24 protein-coding genes are annotated in these 25,274 nt (G+C 42.4%); 11 read left to right on the top strand and 13 right to left on the bottom strand.

The annotated features are described in order from the left end of the window. The first annotated feature begins 24 nt into the window (after positions 1-24). The 5 genes from ACYUCY_RS12710 (at position 25) to ACYUCY_RS12690 (ending at position 3,652) form a co-directional block, all read left to right on the top strand. Entirely contained in the window at positions 25-291 is a 267-nt protein-coding gene (locus tag ACYUCY_RS12710) for a MoaD/ThiS family protein (protein ID WP_460226880.1), read from the top strand. A gap of 493 nt (positions 292-784) precedes the next feature. Then, entirely contained in the window at positions 785-2,431 is a 1,647-nt protein-coding gene (locus ACYUCY_RS12705) for a hypothetical protein (RefSeq protein ID WP_460226879.1), read from the top strand. Continuing rightward, positions 2,431-2,667, top strand: coding sequence for a hypothetical protein (locus ACYUCY_RS12700; RefSeq protein WP_460226878.1), 237 nt, complete (start codon positions 2,431-2,433; stop codon positions 2,665-2,667). The genes ACYUCY_RS12705 and ACYUCY_RS12700 overlap by 1 nt, the downstream gene beginning before the upstream one ends. After that, on the top strand, positions 2,660-3,046 hold the full coding sequence (locus ACYUCY_RS12695; protein WP_460226877.1) for an SseB family protein: 387 nt from the start codon (positions 2,660-2,662) through the stop codon (positions 3,044-3,046). The genes ACYUCY_RS12700 and ACYUCY_RS12695 overlap by 8 nt, the downstream gene beginning before the upstream one ends. A gap of 180 nt (positions 3,047-3,226) precedes the next feature. Continuing rightward, complete coding sequence (locus tag ACYUCY_RS12690) at positions 3,227-3,652, top strand: hypothetical protein (protein WP_460226876.1); 426 nt, start codon at positions 3,227-3,229, stop codon at positions 3,650-3,652. A gap of 73 nt (positions 3,653-3,725) precedes the next feature. On the opposite strand, the gene ACYUCY_RS12685 is transcribed toward ACYUCY_RS12690, so the two are convergent. Beyond that, positions 3,726-5,306, bottom strand: coding sequence for a response regulator (locus tag ACYUCY_RS12685; RefSeq protein ID WP_460226875.1), 1,581 nt, complete (start codon positions 5,304-5,306; stop codon positions 3,726-3,728). 1,092 nt (positions 5,307-6,398) lie between these two features. Between ACYUCY_RS12685 and ACYUCY_RS12680 the strand changes: the two genes are divergently transcribed. Further along, positions 6,399-7,046 carry a TetR/AcrR family transcriptional regulator gene (locus ACYUCY_RS12680; protein WP_460226874.1) on the top strand — a complete coding sequence of 216 codons (648 nt, stop codon included), beginning with the start codon at positions 6,399-6,401 and terminating at the stop codon, positions 7,044-7,046. A 50-nt stretch (positions 7,047-7,096) separates the two neighbouring features. Here the strand turns inward: ACYUCY_RS12680 and ACYUCY_RS12675 are convergent, their stop codons facing one another. Beyond that, complete coding sequence (locus ACYUCY_RS12675) at positions 7,097-7,774, bottom strand: DJ-1/PfpI family protein (protein WP_460226873.1); 678 nt, start codon at positions 7,772-7,774, stop codon at positions 7,097-7,099. 158 nt (positions 7,775-7,932) lie between these two features. Here ACYUCY_RS12675 and ACYUCY_RS12670 point away from each other — a divergent pair, with 158 nt between their 5' ends. Further along, entirely contained in the window at positions 7,933-8,883 is a 951-nt protein-coding gene (locus ACYUCY_RS12670) for a GlxA family transcriptional regulator (RefSeq protein ID WP_460226872.1), read from the top strand. 171 nt (positions 8,884-9,054) lie between these two features. Beyond that, positions 9,055-11,016 (top strand): S9 family peptidase, encoded by a 1,962-nt coding sequence (locus tag ACYUCY_RS12665; RefSeq protein ID WP_460226871.1) that lies wholly within the window; start codon positions 9,055-9,057, stop codon positions 11,014-11,016. A 144-nt stretch (positions 11,017-11,160) separates the two neighbouring features. On the opposite strand, the gene leuD is transcribed toward ACYUCY_RS12665, so the two are convergent. Further along, entirely contained in the window at positions 11,161-11,805 is a 645-nt protein-coding gene (gene leuD, locus ACYUCY_RS12660) for a 3-isopropylmalate dehydratase small subunit (protein WP_460226870.1), read from the bottom strand. Between the two features lie 58 nt (positions 11,806-11,863). Further along, positions 11,864-13,288 (bottom strand): 3-isopropylmalate dehydratase large subunit, encoded by a 1,425-nt coding sequence (leuC, locus tag ACYUCY_RS12655; protein WP_460226869.1) that lies wholly within the window; start codon positions 13,286-13,288, stop codon positions 11,864-11,866. A gap of 138 nt (positions 13,289-13,426) precedes the next feature. On the opposite strand from leuC, the gene ACYUCY_RS12650 reads away from it, so the two are divergent. After that, positions 13,427-14,296 carry a LysR family transcriptional regulator gene (locus tag ACYUCY_RS12650; protein ID WP_460226868.1) on the top strand — a complete coding sequence of 290 codons (870 nt, stop codon included), beginning with the start codon at positions 13,427-13,429 and terminating at the stop codon, positions 14,294-14,296. 273 nt (positions 14,297-14,569) lie between these two features. Beyond that, the gene (locus ACYUCY_RS12645) at positions 14,570-15,340 is read left to right on the top strand and encodes a TIGR04219 family outer membrane beta-barrel protein (protein ID WP_460226867.1); all 771 of its coding nucleotides are present in this window, start codon (positions 14,570-14,572) and stop codon (positions 15,338-15,340) included. Positions 15,341-15,399: 59 nt separating this feature from the next. Here the strand turns inward: ACYUCY_RS12645 and aroC are convergent, their stop codons facing one another. Then, a complete protein-coding gene (aroC, locus tag ACYUCY_RS12640; protein ID WP_460226866.1) occupies positions 15,400-16,470 on the bottom strand; it encodes a chorismate synthase in 1,071 nt (356 codons plus the stop codon). Between the two features lie 224 nt (positions 16,471-16,694). After that, positions 16,695-17,657: a 50S ribosomal protein L3 N(5)-glutamine methyltransferase gene (gene prmB, locus ACYUCY_RS12635; protein ID WP_460226865.1), complete on the bottom strand. Its 963-nt coding sequence runs from the start codon at positions 17,655-17,657 to the stop codon at positions 16,695-16,697. Positions 17,658-17,790: 133 nt separating this feature from the next. Between prmB and folE the strand changes: the two genes are divergently transcribed. Further along, a complete protein-coding gene (gene folE / locus ACYUCY_RS12630; RefSeq protein WP_460226864.1) occupies positions 17,791-18,330 on the top strand; it encodes a GTP cyclohydrolase I FolE in 540 nt (179 codons plus the stop codon). Positions 18,331-18,349: 19 nt separating this feature from the next. On the opposite strand, the gene ACYUCY_RS12625 is transcribed toward folE, so the two are convergent. The 7 genes from ACYUCY_RS12625 to ACYUCY_RS12595 all read right to left on the bottom strand — a co-directional run bounded on the left by ACYUCY_RS12625 (position 18,350) and on the right by ACYUCY_RS12595 (position 25,269). Then, positions 18,350-19,327 (bottom strand): DUF4892 domain-containing protein, encoded by a 978-nt coding sequence (locus tag ACYUCY_RS12625; RefSeq protein ID WP_460226863.1) that lies wholly within the window; start codon positions 19,325-19,327, stop codon positions 18,350-18,352. Between the two features lie 26 nt (positions 19,328-19,353). Continuing rightward, positions 19,354-20,262, bottom strand: coding sequence for an alpha/beta hydrolase (locus ACYUCY_RS12620; protein WP_460226862.1), 909 nt, complete (start codon positions 20,260-20,262; stop codon positions 19,354-19,356). A 99-nt stretch (positions 20,263-20,361) separates the two neighbouring features. Then, entirely contained in the window at positions 20,362-20,835 is a 474-nt protein-coding gene (gene sixA, locus ACYUCY_RS12615; RefSeq protein WP_460226861.1) for a phosphohistidine phosphatase SixA, read from the bottom strand. Positions 20,836-20,877: 42 nt separating this feature from the next. After that, a complete protein-coding gene (locus ACYUCY_RS12610; RefSeq protein WP_460226860.1) occupies positions 20,878-21,897 on the bottom strand; it encodes an NAD(P)H-dependent glycerol-3-phosphate dehydrogenase in 1,020 nt (339 codons plus the stop codon). A 290-nt stretch (positions 21,898-22,187) separates the two neighbouring features. After that, a complete protein-coding gene (htpG, locus tag ACYUCY_RS12605; protein WP_460226859.1) occupies positions 22,188-24,110 on the bottom strand; it encodes a molecular chaperone HtpG in 1,923 nt (640 codons plus the stop codon). A 224-nt stretch (positions 24,111-24,334) separates the two neighbouring features. Continuing rightward, positions 24,335-24,796 (bottom strand): PaaI family thioesterase, encoded by a 462-nt coding sequence (locus ACYUCY_RS12600; protein WP_460226858.1) that lies wholly within the window; start codon positions 24,794-24,796, stop codon positions 24,335-24,337. Then, a complete protein-coding gene (locus ACYUCY_RS12595) occupies positions 24,793-25,269 on the bottom strand; it encodes a PaaI family thioesterase (RefSeq protein WP_460226857.1) in 477 nt (158 codons plus the stop codon). The genes ACYUCY_RS12600 and ACYUCY_RS12595 overlap by 4 nt, the downstream gene beginning before the upstream one ends. Positions 25,270-25,274: the final 5 nt, after the last annotated feature.

Raw genomic sequence — 25,274 nt, 5'->3', positions numbered from 1 at the left:
AAAAAAGTTTTCTAATATACCTTTATGGCAAAAGTAGTCTTCAATCATTTTCTTGCCCGTTTAATATCTTCAAAAGAATTAAATGTGCAAGAAAATGATGTACTCGATGTTGATGGCAAAAATGTTCGTGAAATTAGCGTAACACTTTGCCGACAGTTCCCAAGTTTGGCGGGAAAACTCGACAGCGGAGTTGCCGTTGCGATCGATGGCGAAATTTTCTCTGAAGCCTGGTTCGAAGAATTAAATGAAAATAGTGAAGTATATTTTTTGCCCGCCATTGAAGGCGGCTAATTTTTAACCCTTCACGAAACAGATATCTTTTTTGTGCGTATTGCAAACAATTCAGTCGTTCTCTTAACTTACTTTCTCACACTTCATACTTATCGCTGCCACGCTTTCTTCAATAATTAGAAAAGAGGCGCGAAAACCGCGACGAAGATCACTCTCTTAGTTAAGTAATTTTGTTACTCTCCTTTACATTCTCGCGGTTTATTTTATTGGCAAGCTAATGTCGACGAGCTGGTAAGAAACGACGCGTGAATTCGGTATTTTCGCCGTGACCAGTTTCTAGCGCCAACTTTTAATCAAAGATGGCGCTAAAAATCGTTTAGCGACTTTGTCGTTAAACTATTCAAGGATGGGTTGTAATACCCGACGCGGATAACATCCCGTCATAACAGAGCAACAAGGATGTGCACATGTCATTGGCTTCTCGACTGCTTAACCTTTCCAAAAAATCTCACATCCTCCCCGATATTTTTGCCTTACAAGGTAATAAATAATTATGGGGAGCAGCATTATCAATGTGCCCATCACCATCAAAGATCGGATGGTGGGCTTCGTTATGAACGCTCGTATTTGGTTGTTTGCCGATCACATTTACAATCCCTCATACTGGCTGATTCTCAAACGTGAAGGCTTTAGCGGAAACATCAATTTCAATAGTGTGGAGTTGAGTTATGAATTGGTTCAATTTGATCGTGATGCCCTAACCGAAATTTATCGCATCCATCACGGAGAATTCCCAAACCCTGGGATTGGCTCTCAACTTCTCCCTGAAGTAGAACATCTTATTCTTTCGGGAAGAGTCAAAGTTTTCGTCCTCGAATTAGATCTACTGACTCGCGTAGGCGACCCCTACGATCCTCTAATGAATGAGTCGCAAGGCTTTTATGATTCCGGTGAGCCAGTCCTTGCAACTCGAAATCAACTGGCTGAGGAGCTTGGCAGGGTTATCGGCACCCGCTGGTTAGGAAAAGATAGTGCTGATCAACTGCATTGGGATCGATCAGTCATTATTCGTGAAATGGTTGAGCGCTATGACGAAGGCGTCGCTGTCGTTGACACCGTCATAGACGTTATCGTTGGCCTCTGGGAAATCGGCGTCTTTGCAGTAAAGTTGGTCGGCAGTATTGTCGAATTCCAACTCGATATAGTTGGCAAAGCAGTTACTGGTGACTTCGAGGGCATCAAAGATCAACTTCTGCAACTGGGTATCGACACGGTTAATTCAGTTCAAGACGCTATCACCAAAGCAAAACAAGGTTACGACATTCTTCAGCGTTTAAATAAAGATCCGCAATCCCAAGCCCTACTCTACGACTTTTTCGACAGCCTTTACCAAAGTATTCATTACCGAGATACTCGAACCATAGGCATTCGAATCATTAGCGCAGTGGGAATTGAAGTACTCATCGCCCTCGCCACCGCGGGTGCTGGCAATGTTGCTAGAGTAGCCGCGTCAAGCGCCGCAAAAACAGTGAATGCCGCGCGTGGAAGCGCTGCCGTCGCGAGAAACATAGGGCCTTTTACCGCAAAATCCATCGACCTAATGGGCGATCTCGCAAAGTTACTAAAAAGTAATACGAAAATCCCCGACGAACATTTAGACTTACCGCCGGTTGAGCCAATGAAGATTCCCGAGTCGGGGAAGTTGGGGGTTGAGCCGAGACGTGAATTGGAAGATCTACCGGAGAAAGACAGTAGCGATTACGGAGTAGCATTTTTTGGCGAGGACAACTTGAATTATTATACTCGTGAAAACGCGACTATCGGAAGACAAGAAAGCCCCTTCTTTTTAATGCCTATTGAAGACTCAACGGCGGTAAAAAACTCGGCGGATGCAGCTCTATATACAGGGAGAGCGCCGTCAGCAGAAGCAGCTTATTTAAACGATGGCGACATCTATGGAATAAGCTTCCCAATAGATACTAAATCACTGTTAAAACCAACGGCTGAGGATGCAGGTTACTGGCCTCACTTTCTGGAAGGCGGACACACTGCCGTTAAAACAGGTGACGGGGTGAATGCCGGGTACTTAGTGAACCCCACTAGAGAATTTGTAATTCCCGGTGGAGAAGCGGTACCTACAGGTTCAGTGTTGTTTAAACTTGGTCCCAATGGCGAATGGTCGCCAATTAGGAAATTCTAATGAAAAGAAACCAATGGGAGTTAAAAGGATGTGGAGTTTGCCGCGCTCTTTGGGAGTCAGGACAGCGGCCAAGCGAGCTGGCAGTCAATCTTGAATTACATTCACGTCTTCACAAATGTTCAGCTTGCGGGGCATACTGGGAGCAATTAGAACGATACGCTGATGTAATTGAAGAAGAACAAGCAAAAAGAATGTACCCAAACGCATTCGATAACGCAGGCCTCCAAGATGAATGAAAAATTTTTCCCAGAAAACAAAATTGAAGAACTGCTCGTAAAAACGCAAGAAAAAAAAATAGATTTTAAGTATTTCATCAAACAGTTTTTAGAATCAGAGATCATCATGCCTAGTGCAACCGAAGTGATGCCTGACGGCACCGGTGTAACTCCGTTGCTGTTCGATAAAAATTCCACAACGATGATTGGTATTTTTACTTCGTTTTCCCGTGCAACTTTGTATAAAGATAAAGCTCAATATTGCCTATCCCTAAAAGGAATCGAATTAGTTAAAAGAATCCCTAAAGGAAATGGTGTAGTTATTAATCCTGGATTCTCTAGTGGCTTTGATATATCACCAAGAGGAATTCTGGAAATTGCTAAAGATTTTTCTACTTAGCTTTTGAGTATTTTCTTTGCTTTAATACTTAAAACATGTATTTATATAAAATTTAAACCTACCCTTTCTAAACTATCAAAATATATTAAAGACAATAATGATTTACGGATTTAGCGGCCTTCACCTGAAATAAGCAACGCTCAAAAACTCAGTGATCAGTTAAACAACTAAAAGGACTTTATGAAGATTTATTTTGTACGACACGGACTTGTAAACTACGACACGCAACAATTATCTTCTGAAGGAAAAGAGTTCGCAGCCAAGCTTGCGATTTTAATTCGGGAAGACGTCGATTACATCGCCTGCGATAAAGAACAACGCTGTAAAGATACAATTCAATCATTTTCTATAAGAAAAGGCATTAGGCCAAATTATTTCGACAAATCTGAATTTACCACCAAGAAGCCTTTAGCCGCTTGCCCTGAGCAGGGTGTATCAGTAATTTGTTATCGTATCGAAGCTGTCAATCATCTTTTTGCGGAGCTAAATATCCCTCTATTCACTGATCTCAACAGAGACACTGCTTACGAAAAAATAATTGTACTGGAGCTTGATGGCGCTAAACGAACGCTCAGCCACATCAATACGGGGTATCGAAAGCTCTAGGCTTAGGGTTCGGTTCAGTACAAACACCAAGATTCAATCGCTATCCTGTTTTTACGTTCTCTATAACTCTCAATTAATAATCTGTCCGAGCAACGGATTCGTTTCTGACACTTATATCAAGTCGATTGTTATCGAGGGCGATTGAATTCCACTCTCCAGCCGTAGCCATGTCAGACTTTCTTGGATAATCCAATTGAGGTTTGTTCAGTCCACTCGATACCAATTTCAATTCAATATCACCATTTTTAATTGAAGGTGTTGCTCCTTTGAACCTTAACAAAGGAACGCTTCGATAATCCGCAAATCTATAATCAATCTCTAAGTCGGACGACATCAAACAATCGTGGATGGGTAACCCACTCCGCGCCAAGCTAAGCGTGCCGTACTCATCTCGTTCGAGACACAAATTGCCAAAATTAACATCAATTTCTACCGTCCCTGAAAAATTCGCTTCATCCAGAATTGCAACGAACTTACCAATCTTGTCGACTTGAGATTGATTCAGAGGGATTTCTTCATAGTCAAATCGTAAGTCGGTATCATTCGCCCAAGTCAGTGCGCTGGACATTGCAATTTCCAACTTGTCCTGCCGCGAACTCAGCGACGTCGACTCTACAGAAGTGGATGAGGCCTGCTGAGATGGTTCTTGCTTCGCAGCTCCCTCTAATGATGCGGAAGTATTTGGCGAATTTGTTTCCGCGGAGGCCGACCCTAAAGGTTTATCTTGATTAAGATTAGTTGTATCCGATACTAAAGCACTCTCTTCAGGCATCGCCATGCCAGCAACCAAGTCTGCTTTTAGCGATTGAAGATTTGCCAAGTACTCCTGATTAGAATTTTTCAACGACGTTTGCAGTTGATAAAATTGAAAACTAACTAGGCCTACGGCTAGCACGAAGACTATCGCTGCGGCAGATATTAATTTTGAGACTTTGTTTTCCAAACTCTTTATCGTTCTATGCGCTTCGTCAATTGCGTAATAGTTTTCTGTTGTTGAAGTAATATTTTCATTCACTTTCTGATTAATTAAGCGCTCAGTCAAAGTCGTCAATTGTAAAATTGTTTCTTCAGTACTTTCACTGAGCCTTCTTCGCATGGTTTCAGAATGAAACTCAAACAATCGGCTCATCTGATTTTTAACTTCCATTCTCTCGGCTTGAAACTCAAACGGAGGCTTCGATGGAAAATCTACTTGTGGAATTTTTTTCGTTTCTGCAACCTCACTCTCAAGGTCTACACCGGCAATCACATCCGCAATAATTGAATCATTGTCTTCGGCAGGGAAAATATCCACCTTCCCCAAAATAATCTCCAACTCTAGTGGATCCATTACTCCTTTGGTTAAAATATCTATCGCACCAAGCGCCCTAGCTTGCCTAATATATTCCGCACCACCTTCAGAGGTATACATAATTACCGGAATAGAACCGGTCTTTGGATTATCTTTAATAATTTTGAGCGCGACGAGTCCATCCATTCCCCGCATGTGGTGATCAAGAAAAATTAGAGATGGACTGTTATAACTTAAGAAGCTAATTGCTTCTTCAGCCGAAAAAGCCGTATCAATTACTAGAGGATATTTTTCTAACAATCTCTTTAATTTTAATTGTGCAGTCTTAGAGTCGTCGACAATAAGTACCTGTGCTGTAGTCATTGGTATAATCCTTTACAGATAAATCAGTTGTTATTTTCACGTTCATAATAAAAAATATTTAACTTCAGATCGTTGAATTTACACGCCCAGACTACAACTAAAGGCACTAGCACCGAGGACGAATGCTAACCTTCGCTTCCAATAGCACTAGAGGTTCAATTTTTTCAACTGGTTTGGTAGTCAATTGTCATTTAGCCATCAATAAAGGCTATGAATCACCACCACATACTGAATTAAGTATCTTCTGGCCTAAGTAGGCCTTAACTCCTATTACTACTGACATTGCGTCAAATGGGACTTAATTGAGGGCGAATTAAAATCTTTTATTTTGCGAGTACCGCTGGCAAAGTTTTGGTCACTCAAAGATTTTTTTTGCGGAGGGGATTATAGAGAAGTTGGCAAAATGGTACTCATGTCAAAATGTTAAATACGTCATGCTGTTTGTATTGAACATGTAAAGTATTGTCGACCTAGAGAAAAATGTACGAATTAAGTAGTAATTCAGTGCTACCTTCTCATTTAAAAAAAAATAAAAACAAAACTGAAATTGAAGAAGATCAAAATCCTGTTTAAGAAACCCTAGTGCCGAAACATAGTATCAGATGTTAATTTATCTAATTATTTTCAACTTGAGCTTATCAACTAAAAGCAAACCCGAACTAAAAAATGCTACGTGGTCGAACCCCAAAGACCCATTTAGCGGCGCAGTAAAAAGACCCCGAAGCTACTACCGCTTCGACTAAGTCCTACCACAGTGAAATCCAGAAGTTTTAGAAGAATAGAAAGAGGCTCAATTCAAAACCCTTACAAGATATCCAAGGGGTCATAGTGACTGCTTTATAGCGCCTCGCTGAACAAAGCATTCTCCTTTAAAATCATAAGGTTAACTAAGATAAAAACAACCTAGTAAATCCCATTTAAGCAAGTTTTCACATTTCCAAAGTATCGCTATAAACTATGGGGTTTGGCGAGCCATTAGACAGTAGGACTAATAGATGGGTATAAATCTTATTGAAGGCTCTCCCGCTTAATCACAACTTAAACACGCCAACTCTGGCCGTATTCGTTTCACCCAACAGGACGAAGTTAGTAATGTCGACATTGAAAGCAAATATTGAACGTATGCCGATGCTTGCGTCGAAAATTTCAGATAGCAGCTGCACAGTCACAGCAAACCAAATACTGGATGCCTTTGCTCGCCGAGCGAAAATCGCAGGAATCCGATCTATTTCGATGAGTGATCTTGCCAAAGAATTGCGCATTAGCACAAAAACACTTTATAAAAATTTCCGCACCAAGGAAGACTTGGTTCATGAAATGGTGGTTCGCTGGGAAAGCCGAATTCATAAACCAATATCTTATTATGGGACAGATCTTCTTGAGATCCTTCGCTACTGGGTGAGAGTGTGGGTGGAGAATGATGCGCAATTTTCTACGGCATTTTGGCTCGATCTAAAAAGTGACTATCCGCAGTTTTACAAGGTTTATGTCGATTCGCTTTACAATCGCATGAAAGCGATGAGAGAAAGAGTAACGCCATTTTTAAAAGAAGAGATTAATCATGATTTTGCCTGGCAAAGTTACTTTATTTTAATGACCGCTTCTTCTCAACAAAAAACCTATGAAAAAATAAATATGACACAGGAACAGTGTGTATTTTCTGCATTTGATTTTTGGATTTCGGCTGCTGTCGATATTGAAAAACTAAAAGCACATCAAGAAAAAGACTCTGCCAAATAAAAACTCTGCACCTGAATCTCAAATTCAAGTGCAGAATCGATTTTGAGTCTTTAAGCCACTAGGCCCGCAACTATCTTTTTGTTCTCTTCCATCGCCCCAGCAAAATTTGCCGTGACCAAGGCAGTAATATGTTCTGGTGCCAATTCTGGACGACCTGAATTGAAAGGTGGCTCAGGCGCATACTCCAAGCCTAGCTGAATGGCTTGAGCCATTTGATCGCCGACCAACTCCGCAATCACCGTCAAGGCCATGTCGATTCCAGCGGTTACCCCGCCACCCGTAAAAGTATTCCCGTCTCTAACAACTCGATTGTTTTCAACAGTGACCTGTGGGAATTCAGCTAGAAGCGATCGCCATGCCCAATGACAGGCAGCACGCTTACCGTTCAACAGCCCAGCAGCGGCAAGTATTATGGATCCTGAACATACCGAGGTGATGTAGGTTGCCGAATCAGCCAGTCGTGTTATTTCGCTCATAAACGAAGGGGTTTGTGCCGCAGCCAAAACACCGAAGCCTCCTGGCACGGATAAAATATCGCATTTCTGCACAGCACTTAGCGACTCCAAGCCAGAAAATACTAGGCCGTCCGCCTCTATATCCTTCCCCTCAACACTAGCAACAATCACTTCGGAATCGGGTACTCGACAAAAAAACTGGTGCGGCCCAGTAAAGTCCAGGTGAGTTACGCCCGGAAACAAAGCAATGACTATGGTGCGTTTTGTAGACATAGATTACTCCTTATAAATGTTGTACTACGATTTGACGGCAACATTGTACGGCGCTAAGCTCTGTCTTAAATGACTATTTTTCCACTTTTTATGCCATCAGCTATTACCGCCTAACCCAGCCACTAAATTCGCACTAAATTCGAAGGTCACCCACAATTATGATGCGTAAAATTGTCATCCTTATTTTTCCTGATTTTCAACTTCTGGACATTACTGGTCCCATCGGTGTTTTTGAGACAGCGGATTATTTTGCTGGGAAAAATTCTGGTTACAGTATTCAAGTCGTATCACTAGATGGTGGTTTGATAAAAAGTTCCATCGGACTCGCTATAGAAACTGAGCCGCTATCAAAAATAAAATCTGCCGATACATTACTGATAGCGGGCGGTTCCGGCGCTAGAAATCCAAATTTAGATAGTGGATATGTGGAATTCATCAAAAGGATTGATAAGCGTTGCGAACGAGTTACCAGTGTTTGTACCGGTTCATTTTTACTCGCGAAAAGTGGCCTGATCGACGGATTAAGCGCAACCACGCATTGGCGTCACACTGCCGAAATGCAACAAGAGTTTCCCGCCGTAAAAGTTCAAGCAGACGCAATTTGGACACGTAATGGCAAGTATTGGACTTCTGCGGGCGTTACCGCAGGAATTGATTTAGCTTTAGCACTGGTGTCAGATAATTTCGGAGAAAAAGTTGCGCAAAAATGTGCGAGGGAGATTGTCGTATATTACCGACGACCCGGCGGGCAATCACAATTTTCAAGTATCAATGACTTAAATATTCACAACGGACGATTTAATGAGTTGCTTGCGTGGATTCGGGAAAATATTGAAAAGCCCATACAGGTGGACGACCTAGCAGCGCACATGGCAATGAGCAATCGTAATTTTTCTCGAAAGTTTCGAACTATTATGGGAGAAACACCCGCAAAAACCATTGAACGCATTCGTATTGAAGTCGCCCATGACTTAGTCGAAAACTCAGATCTCACAATTGAAAAAATCGCTCTAAATACTGGGTTCAATAATTTAGAGCGAATGAGAAGATCATTTATAAGAAGTTTTGGGCAGTCGCCAAGGGCGATAAGACGATCCCATAAAAATTGAACTGCTTATAAAATACATGCACAAAACTTTTAATACTCTATCTTTTTTGGCGCCTAAATTGCCACTCAGCTAACTACGAATGTGTTTCTAGGAAAAATACACACTTTTATGTATAGTTCTCAAACTAAATAAAAATTAAGAAATAATTATAAAACAGCCAGGAGGGTACTTATGCAAACCATTCTTCGTTGGGGATCCGCGATCCTTTGTATTCTCATATCTCAAACAATATTTGCCATTCCAAGTGTGAACGATTTTGTTCGCTATGGTGATGTTGAAAATGTAGTAATTTCACCTTCGGGAAAATACATCGCAGTTTCAAAACGATTAGATGGCAACGAAGGCATTTCGGTTATCAATTTGGAAACAATGGAGGCGACCGCTGGCCGCCATTTTGGACGAAACGAAGACATCTCAAGATTTATGTGGGCTAATGATGAGCGACTTCTAATTGAACCGGCCCATAGGGCCCCGGCTTTTATGGCATATAACGCTCCCACCGGAGAAATCTGGGGGATGGATGCTGATGGTTCGAGTATTGGAGTGCTATTTGGGTTTAGGGCACGCGGAGTTGAAACCGGCACAATCATCAAAAGACGGGAACGAAGTGACGCTTACGCTGAAATCATCGATCTATATCTCAAAGATCCCGACTGGATAGTTGTTGGAGCTTGGCCAGCGTCTATGAGCTATGGCTACAGCGACGCCTATTTATTAAATATCAAAACCGGTCGAAAACGCGCTGCAGCGCAAGGAAAAATCCGCTTTAGTGAATTTGTTACAAATAGTGAAGGAGAAGTTACTCTTAACTACGGGTATGACGAAAATAACGAGCACGTTATTTATCACAGAGAAGGTGCTAACGAAAATTTCGAACTAGTAAAAAAAGAAAAATTCTTTGGCGGGAAAATTGTTCCGATAAATCACGCCAGTGGTGATCAAATTTATAATATATTTGATTCTAGCTCTTCCAAAACGATCGGAATTTCTCGGTGGGATCCAAGTCAACCTGACTCTACTCAAAGTATTTTTGAACACCCAAATGTAGATGCTGATGGGGTTTACACCATTAGAGAAACCAAAGAAGTATACGCGATAAAATATTTTGACCATTTCCCAAAATATTACTATCCCGATCCAAAACATCCCGTCGCTATTATTCATCAGGCTTTATCAAAAAAATTTCCCAACTCGGATGTAGCGTTTACAAGTACGACTGCCGACTTTAATACTACAGTTGTTAAAGTGAGCAGCGACAAAAGTCCGGCAGTTTTTTATCTGTTTAATAAAGAAAAAGGTGAACTTGCCAAGTTATTTGCATCGAGACCTTGGCTGTCAGAAAGTGACATGTCGGATATGCAGCCTATCGAACTTGATGCCAGAGACGGTGTAAAATTGCGAGGTTATGTAACACTTCCCAAAGGAGTCGAGCACAAAAACTTACCTGCAGTAGTCCTGGTACACGGCGGGCCCTACGGCGTGCAGGACAAATGGAGGTTTAATTTTGAAGCTCAGTTGTTGGCGTCAAGAGGTTACGCAGTATTACAAGTGAACTATCGCGGTTCCGGCGGAATGGGGCCTGACTTCCTAAATGCTGGTATTAAACAATGGGGAACAGGAATACAGGATGACATCACCGACGCGACCAAATGGATTATCGGTACTGGTATCGTGGACCCCAAAAGAGTGTGTATTTATGGTGGCAGTTTCGGAGGTTATGCATCACTAAACGGTGTAGTCAGAGAACCTGATTTGTATCAGTGCGCAATTGGCTACGCGGGAATATATGACCTCCCTTTATTGTTTAAATCCGGTTCTATCCAAAATTACAAATCAGGAGAGATTTATCTAAAAGCTGCTTTGGGTGAAAATACCGACGAGTTAGAAAATAGATCTCCTGTTTATAATGCCGAGAAAATCAAAGCCAAGATCATGCTGGCGCATGGTAAAAATGATAATCGCGCACCGGTAGAGCACGCTGAAAAGATGAGAAATGCATTGATAAAAGCCGGAAACGAGCCTGAATACCTTGTCGAAACTTTGGAAGGTCACGGTTTTTTTGGAGTGGAAACTCGAGAGAACTTTTATACCAAAATACTAGAGTTTCTTGATAGAAATATTGGCGGGCAATAATAAATTTTGTTTTTCATAGTCAAATTTAGCATCTGACTAAAATCGAGAAGATAAGCCAGAAATTTCTGGCTTACTTTAAAATTACTGAATCTTTCATTATTCATTATTCATTATTCAAACAAAACGATATTATTAAGAAAATTACTAAGAATTCCCGAACAACCAGGGTGATTGTTCTTTATGGTTTTTCTCAAATGCTTTTATTTCAGTTTCGTTCTGCAAGGTTAAACCAATCTCATCTAAGCCATTTAACAAACAATGTTTTCTAAACTCATCAACCTCGAATGTAAAGGTAGCGCCCTTGGCAGAGGTGACTGTTTGACTTTGCAAATCAATAGTTAATCGATAACCCTCTTCCGCATACATTTCGTTAAACAACAGATCTACTTCATCTTCGCTTAAAACAATGGGCAAAAAACCATTTTTAAAACAGTTGTTATAAAAAATATCGGCATAGCTCGGCGCTATCACACAACGAAAGCCGTAGTCATCTAATGCCCAAGGGGCGTGTTCTCGACTTGAGCCACAACCAAAGTTCTTACGCGCCAATAAAATTTCAGCGCCCTTATATCGCGGAAAATTGAGTGGAAATTCTGGATTCAATGGCCGTTGACTATTGTCTTGGTCAGGCTGGCCCTCATCCAAGTACCTCAATCCGTCAAATAAGTTTGGCCCGAAACCAGAACGCTTGATGGACTTTAAAAATTGTTTCGGAATAATTAAATCAGTATCCACATTTGCCCTATCCATTGGTGCAACAATACCGTTTAACTGAGTAAATTTTTTCATCTTGTTTTCCTTTCGCTTGCCCTGCTTAAACAAGAGCACGTAAGTCAGTAATAAATTTTCAGGAATTTAATTCTCTAATATCAACAAAGCGACCGGTAACGGCAGCAGCAGCGGCCATTGCGGGGCTCACCAAGTGTGTTCTACCACCATAGCCTTGGCGACTTTCAAAATTTCGATTAGATGTCGATGCGCAATGTTCCCCGGGCGCAAGTTTGTCGGCATTCATTGCCAAACACATTGAACAACCGGGTTCTCGCCATTCGATATTAGCGTCTTTAAATATTTTATCTAAACCCTCTGACTCTGCTTGCGCTTTCACAGCGCCCGATCCAGGAACAACCATTGCCCTTTTGATCGAAGATGCTTTTTGTTTTCCTTTAACCACTTTTGCCGCCTCTCGAATATCTTCAATTCGTGAATTGGTACACGAACCGATAAACACAACGTCAATAGGGATGTCCGTTATCAACTGACCCGCCTTTAAATCCATATATTTTAAGGCGCTTTCGACGCTGGCCTTTTTCTCTGGATTCATTTCTTGTTCTGGGTCGGGAATTTTTCCATTGATGGGTAAAACCATTTCTGGTGATGTTCCCCAGCTCACTTGCGGCTCGATTTCTTCACCGCGCATTTCAACGACTGTATCGAAGGTCGCACCGTCATCACTGTGTAAATCTTGCCATTGCGCAACGGCCCGCTCCCAATATTCGTTGTTGGGTGAGAATAATCGCCCCTTCACATAATCAATTGTTTTATCATCAACTGCGACCATACCGGCGCGAGCACCTGCTTCAATCGCCATATTACAAACCGTCATCCGCCCTTCCATAGACAAATCTCGAAAAACTTCACCAGCAAATTCAATTGCATGACCATTGCCACCGGCAGTACCAATTTTTCCGATGATGGCAAGCACAACGTCTTTAGCCGTCACGCCTTCGGCAAGCTTGCCGTCGACTTTTACCAACATATTTTTCATTTTTTTACTGACTAAACATTGCGTTGCTAACACATGTTCAACTTCAGAGGTTCCAATTCCGTGTGCCAAAGCTCCAAGCGCCCCGTTGGTAGCGGTATGAGAATCACCACAAACAATTGTCATACCCGGTAAACATGCGCCAGTTTCCGGGCCAATGACATGAACGATGCCTTGTCTAACATCATTGATTTTAAATTCTTGAATTCCAAATTCATCGCAGTTGTCATCCAAGGTTTGGACTTGTATTTTCGATACCGGGTCAGCGATTCCTGCAACACCGGACTGACGCTCGATGGTGGTCGTTGGAACGTTATGGTCGGGCGTCGCAACAATGGAATCTATTCGCCAAGGTCGCCTATTCGCAAGCCTCAAACCTTCAAATGCTTGAGGTGAAGTAACCTCGTGAATAATATGCCGATCGATATAGATCAACGCTGATCCGTCGTCCCGCTGAGAGACTAAGTGTGCATCCCAAAGTTTGTCGTAAAGAGTTCTGGCAGCCATGGTTTTTCCTTGGTAGAAAGCCTGTAAGCAATCATTTGATCTGAATTGAGGCGAATCTTAAACATTCCTACCAAATAAGACAAATTCATATTTTTTATAATTTGCATTCCTGTTTGGAATACAATATAAAGCCATCTTATGGATACTCAACAGCTCCGAGCTTTTGTGGAAGTCGCTTCCACTGGATCATTTTCAATATCTGCGGAAAATTTACATCTAACCCAGCCGGCAATTAGCAAGCGAATTTCTGGACTGGAAGAGCAGCTAAACCAACGTTTATTTGACCGAATTGGAAGAGCGGTCAATTTGACCGAGGCCGGCCGAGTCTTATTACCAAGAGCGCAAGAAATATTACAGACCGTCAACCTCGCTCAGCAGCAACTGGCCGACCTTTCGGGAAATGTGTCTGGGCGATTTAAATTGGCAACCAGTCATCACATTGGGCTTCACCGTTTACCTCCTATTTTGCAGGCTTTTTCCGAACGCTACCCCGCCGTCGAACTCGATATTGCGTTTTTAGATTCAGAAAAAGCCCACACGCAAGTCGTCAATGGCGAAATTGAACTAGCAGTAATCACCCTCTCGTCGGACGCCGATGCAACAGTAACAACTAAGCAGATTTGGCACGACGAGCTCTATTTCACCGTTGGCGCACATCACCCATTAACACGCAAAAAATCACCGATTTCATTGTCTGAATTGGCCCAGTATCCGGCCATCCTCCCAGAAATTAACACCTATACCACAAAGATCGTTAAGCAATTATTTGATCAACGCGGCATCGCTTTACACACTAAGTTAGCCACAAATTATTTGGAAACGATCAAAATGATGGTGGCAATTAACCTAGGTTGGAGCGTATTGCCCAAAACGATGATCGATGCAGAGACACCGGGCTTAAATATCCCAGGGGTGAGCTTTTCCCGAGAACTTGGCTACATTCATCATCACAACCGAAGTTTAAGCAATGCCGCTAGCGCTTTTATCCAGCTTCTAGAGCGACAATAGGTCACAAAAATGCCATTCAAACCTTAGAAACTAGTCACAATTCAATTTTCTTTGCTATAACTAAGCAAATGGCTTTTGAGGATTATCAACACAAGACTTCGATGTAAGTAAATCTGATCTTCTTGAAATAGATCGGATTATTTAGCCTTCAGTCCATATTGAAGTGGCCTTGAATATCCGCATATGTTTTTATGCTCACCAAAAGAAATCAGCATTACTAAACCAATAACGGACAAGATTTTATTTATCGTCAATCACCAAAGAGAAAACAATATGACTAAATTACTCAAACTCATTTCAATCCTCGCTTTTGCAGTGGCTACGATGCACGCAAGAGCAGATACAGTTTTAGGTATTTATGTCGGCGCGGGCGTTTGGCAGTCTGAATTCAGCGGTGACATTTCAGAAACCGGGCAATTGTCTGTCAATTTAAAAAACGATTTAGGCATCAGTGACGAAGACACCAATTTTGCCTATGTTGCCTTAGAGCATCCGATTCCCGTTCTACCAAATATCCGTCTACAACAAACTGATTTATCCATACAAGATACCGGCACACTTACCCGCACCATAACCTATGACGGCACGACGTTTAACGTCAATACGGATGTCGATTCAACCTTGGATTTTTCACATATCGACGCGACTTTGTATTATGAAGTGTTGGACAACTGGTTGAATTTAGATCTCGGTGTAACCTTCCGAATATTTGATGGCGAAGCAAGCTTAGAAACGGTTTCAACGCCCGTACAAGCTGCCCGTCAAGAACTGGAAGGTGCAATTCCAATGCTATATCTCAAAGGTCAAATTGATTTACCTTTTACTGGTTTTTATATTTCAGCGAGCGCAAACGCAATTGGCTACGATGGCAACAATCTTACCGATTACATTGCTGCCGTTGGATATCAATCAGACGGTTTTGTTTTGGATTTTGGTGTCGAACTCGGCGTAAGAACATTTACTTTTGAATTGGACGATCTCGATGAAATCGATGGAGATATTGAAATGTCAGGAGCTTATGCTGCACTCACTATCCATTTTTAAAATATAAAGTGAAAAATTAAAAAGGCCGCGATTGCGGCCTTTTTTTTGTAGATTTTAAATCACCGTTTAACATCCGCGTTTTGTCCACGATCACGTAAAAAATGATCCATTAAAACAATGGCAAGCATTGCTTCAGCAATGGGTGTTGCGCGAATACCTACGCAAGGATCGTGTCGCCCCTTGGTAACAACTTCAACGGCCTCGCCATTTACATCAATGCTTTTTCCCGGTACCCGTAAACTTGATGTAGGTTTCAGTGCAATACTTGCCACCAAATCTTGACCAGAAGAAATTCCCCCCAAGATTCCACCGGCATTGTTACTTTGAAAACCCTCCGGTGTAATTTCATCACGGTGTTCTGTGCCTTTTTGTGTGACGCAATCAAACCCTGCGCCTATTTCCACTCCTTTCACCGCATTGATACTCATCAATGCGTGTGCAATATCTGCGTCTAAACGATCAAAAATAGGTTCACCTAAACCAACGATCATATTGCTAGCAACGACAGTAATTTTAGCGCCGATTGAATTTCCCTCTTTAGACAAAGCGGCCATATAGTCTTCGAGTTCTTTCACTTTACTTTTGTCGGGACAGAAAAATGCATTATTTTCAATTTCGTTCCAATCAATTGTTTCGGGAATAATTGGACCTAACTGAGAAAGATATCCCTTTACCTCTATTCCACAGCGCTGATACAGATACTTTTTAGCAATGGCTCCAGCTGCGACTCGCATAGCTGTTTCTCTCGCCGATGAGCGGCCGCCGCCGCGATAATCACGAGCACCGTATTTATGATGATAAGTAAAGTCAGCGTGGGCTGGGCGAAATGAATCCTTAATATTGCTGTAGTCTTTCGATCGCTGGTCAGTATTTTCAATCAGCAAACCAATCGGTGTTCCCGTTGTTTTACCTTCAAATACACCGGAGAGAATTTTCACTTTATCATCTTCACGACGCTGTGTTGTATAACGCGATTGTCCCGGCTTACGGCGATTCAAATCGCCTTGAATATCCTCTTCGGAAAGCTCCAAACCCGGCGGGCAACCATCAACAATACAGCCAAGTGCCAAACCATGACTTTCCCCAAATGAAGTGACGGTAAAAAGTTTACCGATAGTATTTCCAGACATAATCTTTCCTAAAACCTGACTGTTTAGTAATGCCTCAACAAATTTAATTTGCTGCTAGCAATATTCAGTTCCGACTTATATCGCAAATAGAGCCGGGTAATTAACGTCACACAACAATTACCGCGCGACCAAAAAAATTAGCGCAAGTATAACATTGTTATGCCCCTTCGCCGTTTTCCGCAGGCTTATTCACTCGAGAAGAAACGCAGCGACATTTTATTGTTCTACTTGAGAAATAATCCTCGATGGGCCGCCAAGTCTTCAGCGCTCAAAACAAACACACCATGACCTCCGCGTTCAAACTCCAACCAAACAAAAGGAACTTGTTGGAATTGCTCATCCAAGGTTTGCCAGGTGTTGCCTAGCTCCACGATCAAGCAGCCGTCCTCCGTTAAATGATCACTCGCTTCGGCTAATAAGCGCTTACAAAAATCTAAGCCATCTGCTCCTGAAGCAAGACCTAACACAGGTTCAGCATGAAACTCCGCCGGCATCGCGGCTAAATCTTCTGCGTTCACATAAGGTGGATTACAAACAATGAGGTCGTAACGGCGACCTTGCATGGCCGAAAACAAATCACTTTCTATTGCATTAACACGACTCTCTAGACCATGCTTTTTAATGTTCTGCTCTGCCACTTTGATCGCGGCCTTGGATAAATCACTGATATCAACTTCAGCATCGGGGAACACATGGGCAGTCGCTATCCCAATGCAGCCGCTCCCTGTACACAAATCTAATATTTTTCTGGGATCTTTCCTTAACCATGGACTATATGCATTTTCAATTAATTCGGAAATGGGGGAACGAGGAACTAAAACGTCCGCATTCACAATAAACTCAAATCCGGAGAAATATGCTAGGCCTGTTAGGTAAGCCACGGGGACTCGCTCATTAATCCGGCGCTTGAATAAGCGAATTAAGTCATCAAGTTCTGTTTGTGTAAGCTGCCTCTCTAAAACTGATGCATCGGTATCAAGTTTAAGGCCTAGTACATGAATAGCGATCTGTACGGCTTCATCCCAAGGATTGTCGGTACCATGACCAAAATATAATTCAGATAATTCGAAATTCTTGCTTGCCTGCTCAAGCACTTGCCCTAGGCTCACAGGAAGCGCTAACCATTGATATTCTGTGTTTATCGAATTCACTTCTGCTACTTTTCCAAACCGGCTTAAAAAAGACATTCACAGATGCATGAGTTAACCTACACCCTACAAAAAACCAAATAAATCGACGTTATGCATTCGGAACGCTAGGGAACCAATGGATAAGCGTATAAAATACCCGGCGAATATTCGAGCGAGAGAATAGCATAATATGAAAGAGCATTTTCACAAGATTATCGAAGCGATTGGTGAAGATCCTTCGCGCCCAGGTTTAAAAGATACACCTAATCGTGCCGCTGAGGCGATGAAATTCCTCACTCGTGGCTACCAGCAAACCGTTGAACAGGTGGTGAATGGCGCCCTCTTTCCTTCTGAATCCAACGAAATGGTACTGGTAAAAGATATTGAATTATATTCTCTATGCGAACACCACCTGCTGCCATTTATTGGCAAAGCGCATGTTGCTTATATCCCAACGGGAAAGGTACTAGGCCTATCGAAAATCGCACGCATCGTAGACATGTATGCAAGACGCTTGCAAATACAAGAACAGTTGACGATGGAAATAGCAAAGACAATATCTGAAATTACGGGAGCGGCAGGCGTTGGTGTAATTATTGAAGCCAAGCATATGTGCATGATGATGCGTGGCGTTGAAAAACAAAATTCATTAATGACTACGTCATCTATGTTAGGCGTTTTTAGAAAGAATTCAGCGACACGCGCCGAATTGCTCTCGCTGTTAAAATAATTGCCGTACGCTTTAGGCTTTAATCTTCAGCTTTAATTATCTCTAGTCTAAATTGGTTCGCGGAATCTTCGTCTACATCTCGTCGGCCAGCTCCTTTTGCCGGAGCCAAACTGCCCACTCCGTGAGCTTCGATCCGATCATCTTTGATCCCCGCAGCGATTAATTTTTCTCGCAACTGTTTAGCAATGTGAAGAGATCGTTGAGTTTGTGCAGATAAATTATTCGCTGAGTAATCATGCCCAACTATTCTTAGTTTCAAGCGCCTATCTTTTCGCAAAGCGGAAACAAGTGACGCAAGATAGTCGTCGTGAATTTCGATACTTGGCTCAAGTGGGCTATTTGCTTCCGAAAGGTTTAGCCCGCTTACTATAAAATAACCTTGGGAATTTATTTGCTCGATAATAACCTCAGCATCAGGAGCAATACCATCATCAAGACTAACTCTTGTTTTAAGCCATTCGATTTGTGTATATATTCTTTTATTCCCTCGGGCAACAGCATACATAACCAAATAATGGAGATGCCCTTCCGTATCGGGAACCTCGAATACCCCATATAGCTGGTCGTTGTCTAATCCATACAACTGCTTGATGCCAAAAATATTATTAGCCCAACTATTACTACTTCCACAATTTCTATTCTCGCAATAAAAAATTGTTTGCGCGTCATGCGCTTCAAAACGTTTTCGATAAAAAGTAAAAGCATCCGATGCAGTGTACCCATCCGGTATCTGTAAAGTGATTCTGGTTAACTCACCGGATAAACGTTTTTCTTTTTCCGGCATCCATACACCTCGATTTTTTTCAACACGACCAAGGGCCAGCTGGTAATTGGAAGGTGATAGTTGTTCAGTAGCGACTAGTTCAGCACGAGGAAAAATACTCAACATATCTTCTATTTCAGATAGGCTAGGGTTAGCCCGCAGAGTCGAAGAAAACACGAACATGCCAACAACAATCAACACTCGCGCTCTTAATCTATTTGTATTGCTAAGCATTTAAATCTACCCAGTTAATTTTTGGTTCAAATAAAAAATTTATTTAACACCTCGGCTACACCAGTCACATTGTCTTCTACATGTAGATGATGACTTCCAGGCAATATCTCAATATCGAAATGTGGATACATAGCAGCAATTTTCTCGTGATGCTGCTTCATTCGTGGCAACCCATCTTTCGCCAAGATAAGCTTAGTCCGAGCGGTCGCCCGGTCGATGAACGAATGCCAATGCTCATCACTTAATTTGAATCCCGATGCACTCTTGAGCTGAGGGTCTGCACACCACGTATAGCCACCTTCTACTTCACGCAATCCTCGCGAATTTAAAATTTTAGCAGCCTCATAGCTCAGAGGTATTTCGCTAAATTGTCGCGCCGCAATAGCCGAATCAAGGTCTTGATAAAAAGAACTGCCTCGTTGCGCGTTTCTTTTGCAGTCAATAATTGACTGCGCCAATTGTTGAGGAGATTTTTCCGCACTGACACCAGGAGGTCTTACACCATCAATTAGGGCAGTATGAGTTATTCTTTCAGGGAAGGTGCCAGCTATCAGAGTACTAATAATTGCACCGCGTGAATGACCCAATAAAGCAAATTGTTGCCAACCCATCTGGTCCGCAATCGCATAAACTTCACCAACGTCTTGCCAAATTAAATAAGCGCTGTCTTTCGCACGGTGACTGCTACGACCATGACCTGCCATGTCGATTGCAACTAAGTGGGTATTCTTCAGTAAGGGCGCCAAGAGATCGAAGCTCGCACTATTATCTAGCCAGCCGTGAAGTGCGATAATCGGAAAATCTCCGGGATCACCCCACTCTTGCGCAGCAATCGTCAGGTCGCCAACTTGAAAACTAATCTCTCGTGACTTTTTTTTGTTAGATGATTCGCTCTCTTTAGATGATTCGCCCTTGCCTGATTCTAACTCTGGCATACCTACCTCTACTAATCTTGTAAACTTTTTTCAATACGTTTTCTTAAATCGATTTTTTATATTTAGACAAATGATTTATTTGAAGCAAATGCATTTAACCTAAGTTGGCACCTTAAGCCAAAGCAAATTACCACAACCAAAGGCAGGAACATCTAAATCAATACAGGCTAAATTTCCGGTTCCCATCGCGTGGTATCCGCTCGGAGAGGAACAAAGCCGATTGACTAACTCGCCCACAAGGGGTTGATGACTGACAAATAAAATTGACTCGGCCGACTCTGATTCAAGTAAAGTCATTACTTTTATTAACGACGATTCTGGAACTAGACCACTCGTAGTATTGATCTCTGGCGCATTGGAATTTCTTGCTTTCAATAAATCAGACACTAAGATTGCTGTTTCTTGTGCCCGCACATAAGGACTTGCATAAATTTTTTCAATAGATGACATTTCATCACTCACCATTGAAAATACTTGCTCAATTTGTTTTTTTCCGTGGTCCGTAAGCCTGCGATCAAAATCGCTCGTAATGGGTGCTTCGGCTTCACCATGTCGCAAAATATAAATTTTCAAAGACCAGCTCCGAACTAAAATTTATTAGTTAAAATGGGAATCTTATTCCTCAAGATTAAATTCTACATCTTTATTTTGTTCGCCCAGCATCAATCCACGCATTACATCACCCAAGGCACGCCCTTCAAATAAAATTCCATAGAGACCAAAAACTAAGGGCATGTAAACAGAAAGCTCTTCAGCTTTCTGTTTAACGATTTTTACTGTATTAACACCTTCAACTGCCTGTCCAATTTTTGCAGTTGCCGCCGCAACCGTTTCACCGCTCCCCACTGCGTAACCTAGGCGGTAGTTTCTACTCAAGTCAGAAGTACAGGTCAATATTAAATCACCAACGCCAGCAAGCCCCAAAAATGTCATGGGATTTGCACCGAGCTTAGTGGCGAATCGACTCATTTCGGCAAGACTGCGGGTTAACAACATCGCCGTACTGTTATAACCTACACCGGCTGCTGCTGCCATACCCGCCATGATGGCGTACATATTTTTCAATGCCCCGCCCAACTCAACCCCAAAGGGATCCGTGTTCGTGTATACCCGAAACGTTTTCGACGATAGGATATCCGGTACGATGTCTAGAATTTTCTGATCGTCGCTAGCGATTACTGTTCCCGTCATTTGTTTTTGAATAATTTCTTTCGCAAAATTGGGTCCGCTCAATACACCAATGGCCGTTTTTGGTAATTCTTGTTCAAGTATCTGACTCATCAACAGAAAAGAATTTAACTCGATACCTTTGGTGGTGCTCACCACCATCGCATCCGCTTTAACTAATGGAGCAATTTGTTTGGCGACGGAACGAAAAGAGTCACTTGGAACACAAATGAAAATTAAATCACTCTCAGGAATAATTTTTCCTAGATCTGCCGTTGCAATTAAAGCATCATCAAATTTATAGCCAGGAAGATAATGTTTATTTTCTCTCTCGCGCTGACAGAGTTCGGCACGTTCAGTATCACGTAACCAGAGATATGCGGAATGTCCATTGCTGGCAATGATGTTCGCAATAGCAGTTCCAAAACTACCGCCACCTAAAACTGATATCGTATATTGCTTTGTCATATGCGTTCCCGGTTTAGGTGCGAATTGCGCCCACTCCTATCAGATATTTATTATTGTTATCGATCTAAGTTAGGGTTCAATGTCTAAGACAATAGATAGTGCCTTTAACGATAATCGACAGCATAAACTGCCAAAGAACCTCTGAACAAGCCTAAAACGGCTTCTAAATGAGAAAGTAGACTTTCTCTAAGGATCAAACACAAAACCCCACCTGCTCTTAGTCTCCTAGTTTCAAAGGGAGACGCGCTACAAGTGGGGTTAAACGAAACGATCAAGTTTGCCGCAGATCTTTAGTTACTCAGCTCTAGAAGTAACTTATTCAAACGCTGAACATAGGACCCTGGGTCTTCCAACTGGCCGCCCTCGGCTAATTGAGCTTGGTCAAACAAAATGTTAGTCAAATCTGCGAATCGATCTTCATCCGGTTCTTGGTCAAGCTTTTTAACTAAAGGGTGTTCAGGGTTCAATTCAAGTGTCGGCTTGCTTGCTGGCATCGCTTGTCCAGCGGCTTCCATAATGCGCTGCATCTGTGCTCCCATATCGAACTCACCAACTACTAAACAAGCTGGAGAATCGGTAAGGCGATGGGTAATGCGAACATCTTGTACTCGCTCTTCCAATATCTTTTTTGTACGCTCCAACAAACCTTCTAGAGCCTTTGAGGACTCCTCTTTTTCTTTCTTTTCATCTTCCGTATCAAGTGCGCCAAGATCTAAATCACCTTTCGCAACATCCTGAAGGCGCTTCCCATCGTATTCTTGAAGACTACTTACCATCCAATCATCAACACGATCGTGCATCAAGATTACCTCAATGCCTTTTTTGCGAAATACTTCTAGATGCGGGCTGTTTTTTGCTGTTTTGTAATTTTCCGCAACTACGTAATATATTTTGTCTTGACCTTCTTTCATTCGTGCAATGTAATCGTCAAGTGATTGATTCTGATCAGCACTATCACTATGGGTTGTCGAGAAACGCAGCAACTTTGCAATTTTTTCTTTATTGGCGAAATCTTCTGCAGGACCTTCTTTTAAGACTTGACCAAACTCTTTCCAGAATTTCCCGTAATTTTCGGCGTCTTTCTTAGCCATTTTTTCTAGCATATCTAAAACGCGCTTAGTTAAGGCCGAGCGCATCGAATCAATATTTGGGTCCTTCTGAAGAATTTCTCTCGAGACGTTCAACGACAGGTCATTTGAATCAATAACCCCTTTAACGAAACGCAAATACATTGGCAAAAATTGTTCTGCATCATCCATGATAAAAGTACGCTGAACGTATAATTTTAGGCCTCGCGCACCATCACGGTTATATAAATCGAAGGGAGCGCGCTCAGGAAGATAAAGCAGGCTGGTGTAATCGAGCTTGCCTTCTACTCGATTGTGACTCCAGGTCAGAGGGTCGCTAAAATCGTGGGAAATGTGTTTATAAAACTCTTTGTATTCATCGTCTTTTACGTCTGATCGCGAACGCGTCCAGAGCGCGGTAGCGGTATTTACCGATTCAAACTCGGGAGCATCTTCAGTTTTTTTGTCGCCATCTTTATCGTCTTCGCTAGGCGTTTTTTCTTTTACCATTTCGATAGGCAAGGAAATATGGTCGGAGTACTTTTTAATTATCGACCGTAATCGAAAACCATCGGCGAATTCAACTTCTGGGTCTTTCAAGTGCAATATTATTGTAGTACCGCGATCGGCTTTTTCGATTGATTCAACCGTGTATTCTGCATCGCCTTGGCTTTCCCAATGAACACCTTGATCTTTATCCAAGCCCGCCCGACGCGTAAGCACTTCGACTTTATCAGCAACAATAAATGCAGAATAAAAACCCACACCAAATTGACCAATCAGATGGGAATCCTTTTTCTGATCACCGGTAAGTTTTTGCAAAAACTCTGAAGTACCGGACTTGGCAATGGTACCAAGATGAGAAATAACGTCTTCTCGGGACATACCAATACCGTTGTCGCTAATGGTGATGGTTTTCGCTTCTTTGTCGAAGCTGACACGAATTTTTAGATCCGGATCATCTTCATAGAGCTCACCATTCGACAGCGCCTCAAAACGTAATTTATCAGCAGCATCGGAAGCATTCGATACTAGCTCTCGCAAGAAAATTTCTTTATTTGAATAAAGCGAGTGAATCATTAAATGTAAGAGTTGCTTGGCTTCGGTTTCAAAACCTCGAGTTTCTTTTAAAGATTCTGCTGACATGAATAGCTCCTAAAATATCTGTTTTTTGCCGAGACTACCCGCTACAGACGTGGGCCTCGGAACGTTAAAAATTTGTGAAATGCCGATTTCCACGCTTTGGCCTCTGCATCGCGTGAGTTATCGCATCGAATTCTTCGTCATAAGAAAAAATCTGACTGTTAAGGTGGGGGCACAAGGGAGGATTTCAAGCAGAATGAGAGATATAAGGCGATTTCTCGGCCAAATCAGCCAAGTACGTAATGAGCGCGAGCGGTGGCAGTTAAGTTATCAGGTGTAGACTGCCAAACCCGAATGGCCACGTTAGCCATTCTCCGCCCTTGCCGCACGACTTCGCAGCTGGCAAAGGTATCTTCAAACCGACAGGCGCGTAGGTAGTCGATCGAAAAATCTACAACTTTCGGTATTCTAGGCTCCGTACCGGCTATCTTCTCTTGATCAAGCTCCATCAATAGATGCACGACAGCGGCAACCTCCATGAAGCCACCAATTGCGCCACCGTGAAGCGCAGGAAGATTAGGGTTGCCGATATTGGATTTCAATGGAGGTAAGTAGAATGAGAGCGCTCCTTCGACGTACTGCGCTTTCATCCCGAGAAATTGGGCGTAGGGCAAGGAATCGATAAGGATTTGTGCATTGTTATTTTCGCGTGCATTTCGATACAGCTTTGGAAAATCAAATTCCTTCATGACTGGGCTTCCATCCCCGCTTGCGAATCCATCACTTTGTGTGCGACTGGAGTGAAATTCACTAAGCAATGAGCAATTGGGCGAGCTCTATCTTCCTGAAACACCTTCCCGCGAGTAAAAATAACGTTGCGTGTGGTCCGATAAACTTCTGCCTCAGCGTGAACGGTTTTACCTGCTTCCGCCACCCCCATGTGATCGATTCTTAAATCTAAGGTGGGCGAAAAGCCAAAATTCTCGGCGCGCGTTGCCGATGCAATTGCACAACAAGTATCGACCAAGGCAGTGATCACGCCGCCAGCTAATATACCCGAAGCAGGATTAGTAACGAAACGCTCGTCGTAAGGCAAATCCAAACCCGCGCGGCCATCTTCTATAAACGTACACACCAGGCCTAAACTTCCAAAATGTCCATGCATGCCCGAATTCATTCGGCTCATAAAAAATTCTCTGAATTTTTCTAGATCCATTTCCATTACGT

It is taken from the genome of Aurantivibrio infirmus (assembly GCF_054767315.1).
Note: the sequence above shows the minus strand (reverse complement) of the source record. Positions and strands in the feature narration are given on the sequence as shown.

Coding starts and splice junctions, on each gene's coding strand:
- ACYUCY_RS12710 (WP_460226880.1), top strand. CDS start 25: ATGGCAAAAGTAGTCTTCAATCATTTTCTTGCCCGTTTAATATCTTCA.
- ACYUCY_RS12705 (WP_460226879.1), top strand. CDS start 785: ATGGGGAGCAGCATTATCAATGTGCCCATCACCATCAAAGATCGGATG.
- ACYUCY_RS12700 (WP_460226878.1), top strand. CDS start 2,431: ATGAAAAGAAACCAATGGGAGTTAAAAGGATGTGGAGTTTGCCGCGCT.
- ACYUCY_RS12695 (WP_460226877.1), top strand. CDS start 2,660: ATGAATGAAAAATTTTTCCCAGAAAACAAAATTGAAGAACTGCTCGTA.
- ACYUCY_RS12690 (WP_460226876.1), top strand. CDS start 3,227: ATGAAGATTTATTTTGTACGACACGGACTTGTAAACTACGACACGCAA.
- ACYUCY_RS12685 (WP_460226875.1), bottom strand. CDS start 5,306: ATGACTACAGCACAGGTACTTATTGTCGACGACTCTAAGACTGCACAA.
- ACYUCY_RS12680 (WP_460226874.1), top strand. CDS start 6,399: ATGTCGACATTGAAAGCAAATATTGAACGTATGCCGATGCTTGCGTCG.
- ACYUCY_RS12675 (WP_460226873.1), bottom strand. CDS start 7,774: ATGTCTACAAAACGCACCATAGTCATTGCTTTGTTTCCGGGCGTAACT.
- ACYUCY_RS12670 (WP_460226872.1), top strand. CDS start 7,933: ATGATGCGTAAAATTGTCATCCTTATTTTTCCTGATTTTCAACTTCTG.
- ACYUCY_RS12665 (WP_460226871.1), top strand. CDS start 9,055: ATGCAAACCATTCTTCGTTGGGGATCCGCGATCCTTTGTATTCTCATA.
- leuD (WP_460226870.1), bottom strand. CDS start 11,805: ATGAAAAAATTTACTCAGTTAAACGGTATTGTTGCACCAATGGATAGG.
- leuC (WP_460226869.1), bottom strand. CDS start 13,288: ATGGCTGCCAGAACTCTTTACGACAAACTTTGGGATGCACACTTAGTC.
- ACYUCY_RS12650 (WP_460226868.1), top strand. CDS start 13,427: ATGGATACTCAACAGCTCCGAGCTTTTGTGGAAGTCGCTTCCACTGGA.
- ACYUCY_RS12645 (WP_460226867.1), top strand. CDS start 14,570: ATGACTAAATTACTCAAACTCATTTCAATCCTCGCTTTTGCAGTGGCT.
- aroC (WP_460226866.1), bottom strand. CDS start 16,470: ATGTCTGGAAATACTATCGGTAAACTTTTTACCGTCACTTCATTTGGG.
- prmB (WP_460226865.1), bottom strand. CDS start 17,657: ATGTCTTTTTTAAGCCGGTTTGGAAAAGTAGCAGAAGTGAATTCGATA.
- folE (WP_460226864.1), top strand. CDS start 17,791: ATGAAAGAGCATTTTCACAAGATTATCGAAGCGATTGGTGAAGATCCT.
- ACYUCY_RS12625 (WP_460226863.1), bottom strand. CDS start 19,327: ATGCTTAGCAATACAAATAGATTAAGAGCGCGAGTGTTGATTGTTGTT.
- ACYUCY_RS12620 (WP_460226862.1), bottom strand. CDS start 20,262: ATGCCAGAGTTAGAATCAGGCAAGGGCGAATCATCTAAAGAGAGCGAA.
- ACYUCY_RS12610 (WP_460226860.1), bottom strand. CDS start 21,897: ATGACAAAGCAATATACGATATCAGTTTTAGGTGGCGGTAGTTTTGGA.
- htpG (WP_460226859.1), bottom strand. CDS start 24,110: ATGTCAGCAGAATCTTTAAAAGAAACTCGAGGTTTTGAAACCGAAGCC.
- ACYUCY_RS12600 (WP_460226858.1), bottom strand. CDS start 24,796: ATGAAGGAATTTGATTTTCCAAAGCTGTATCGAAATGCACGCGAAAAT.
- ACYUCY_RS12595 (WP_460226857.1), bottom strand. CDS start 25,269: ATGGAAATGGATCTAGAAAAATTCAGAGAATTTTTTATGAGCCGAATG.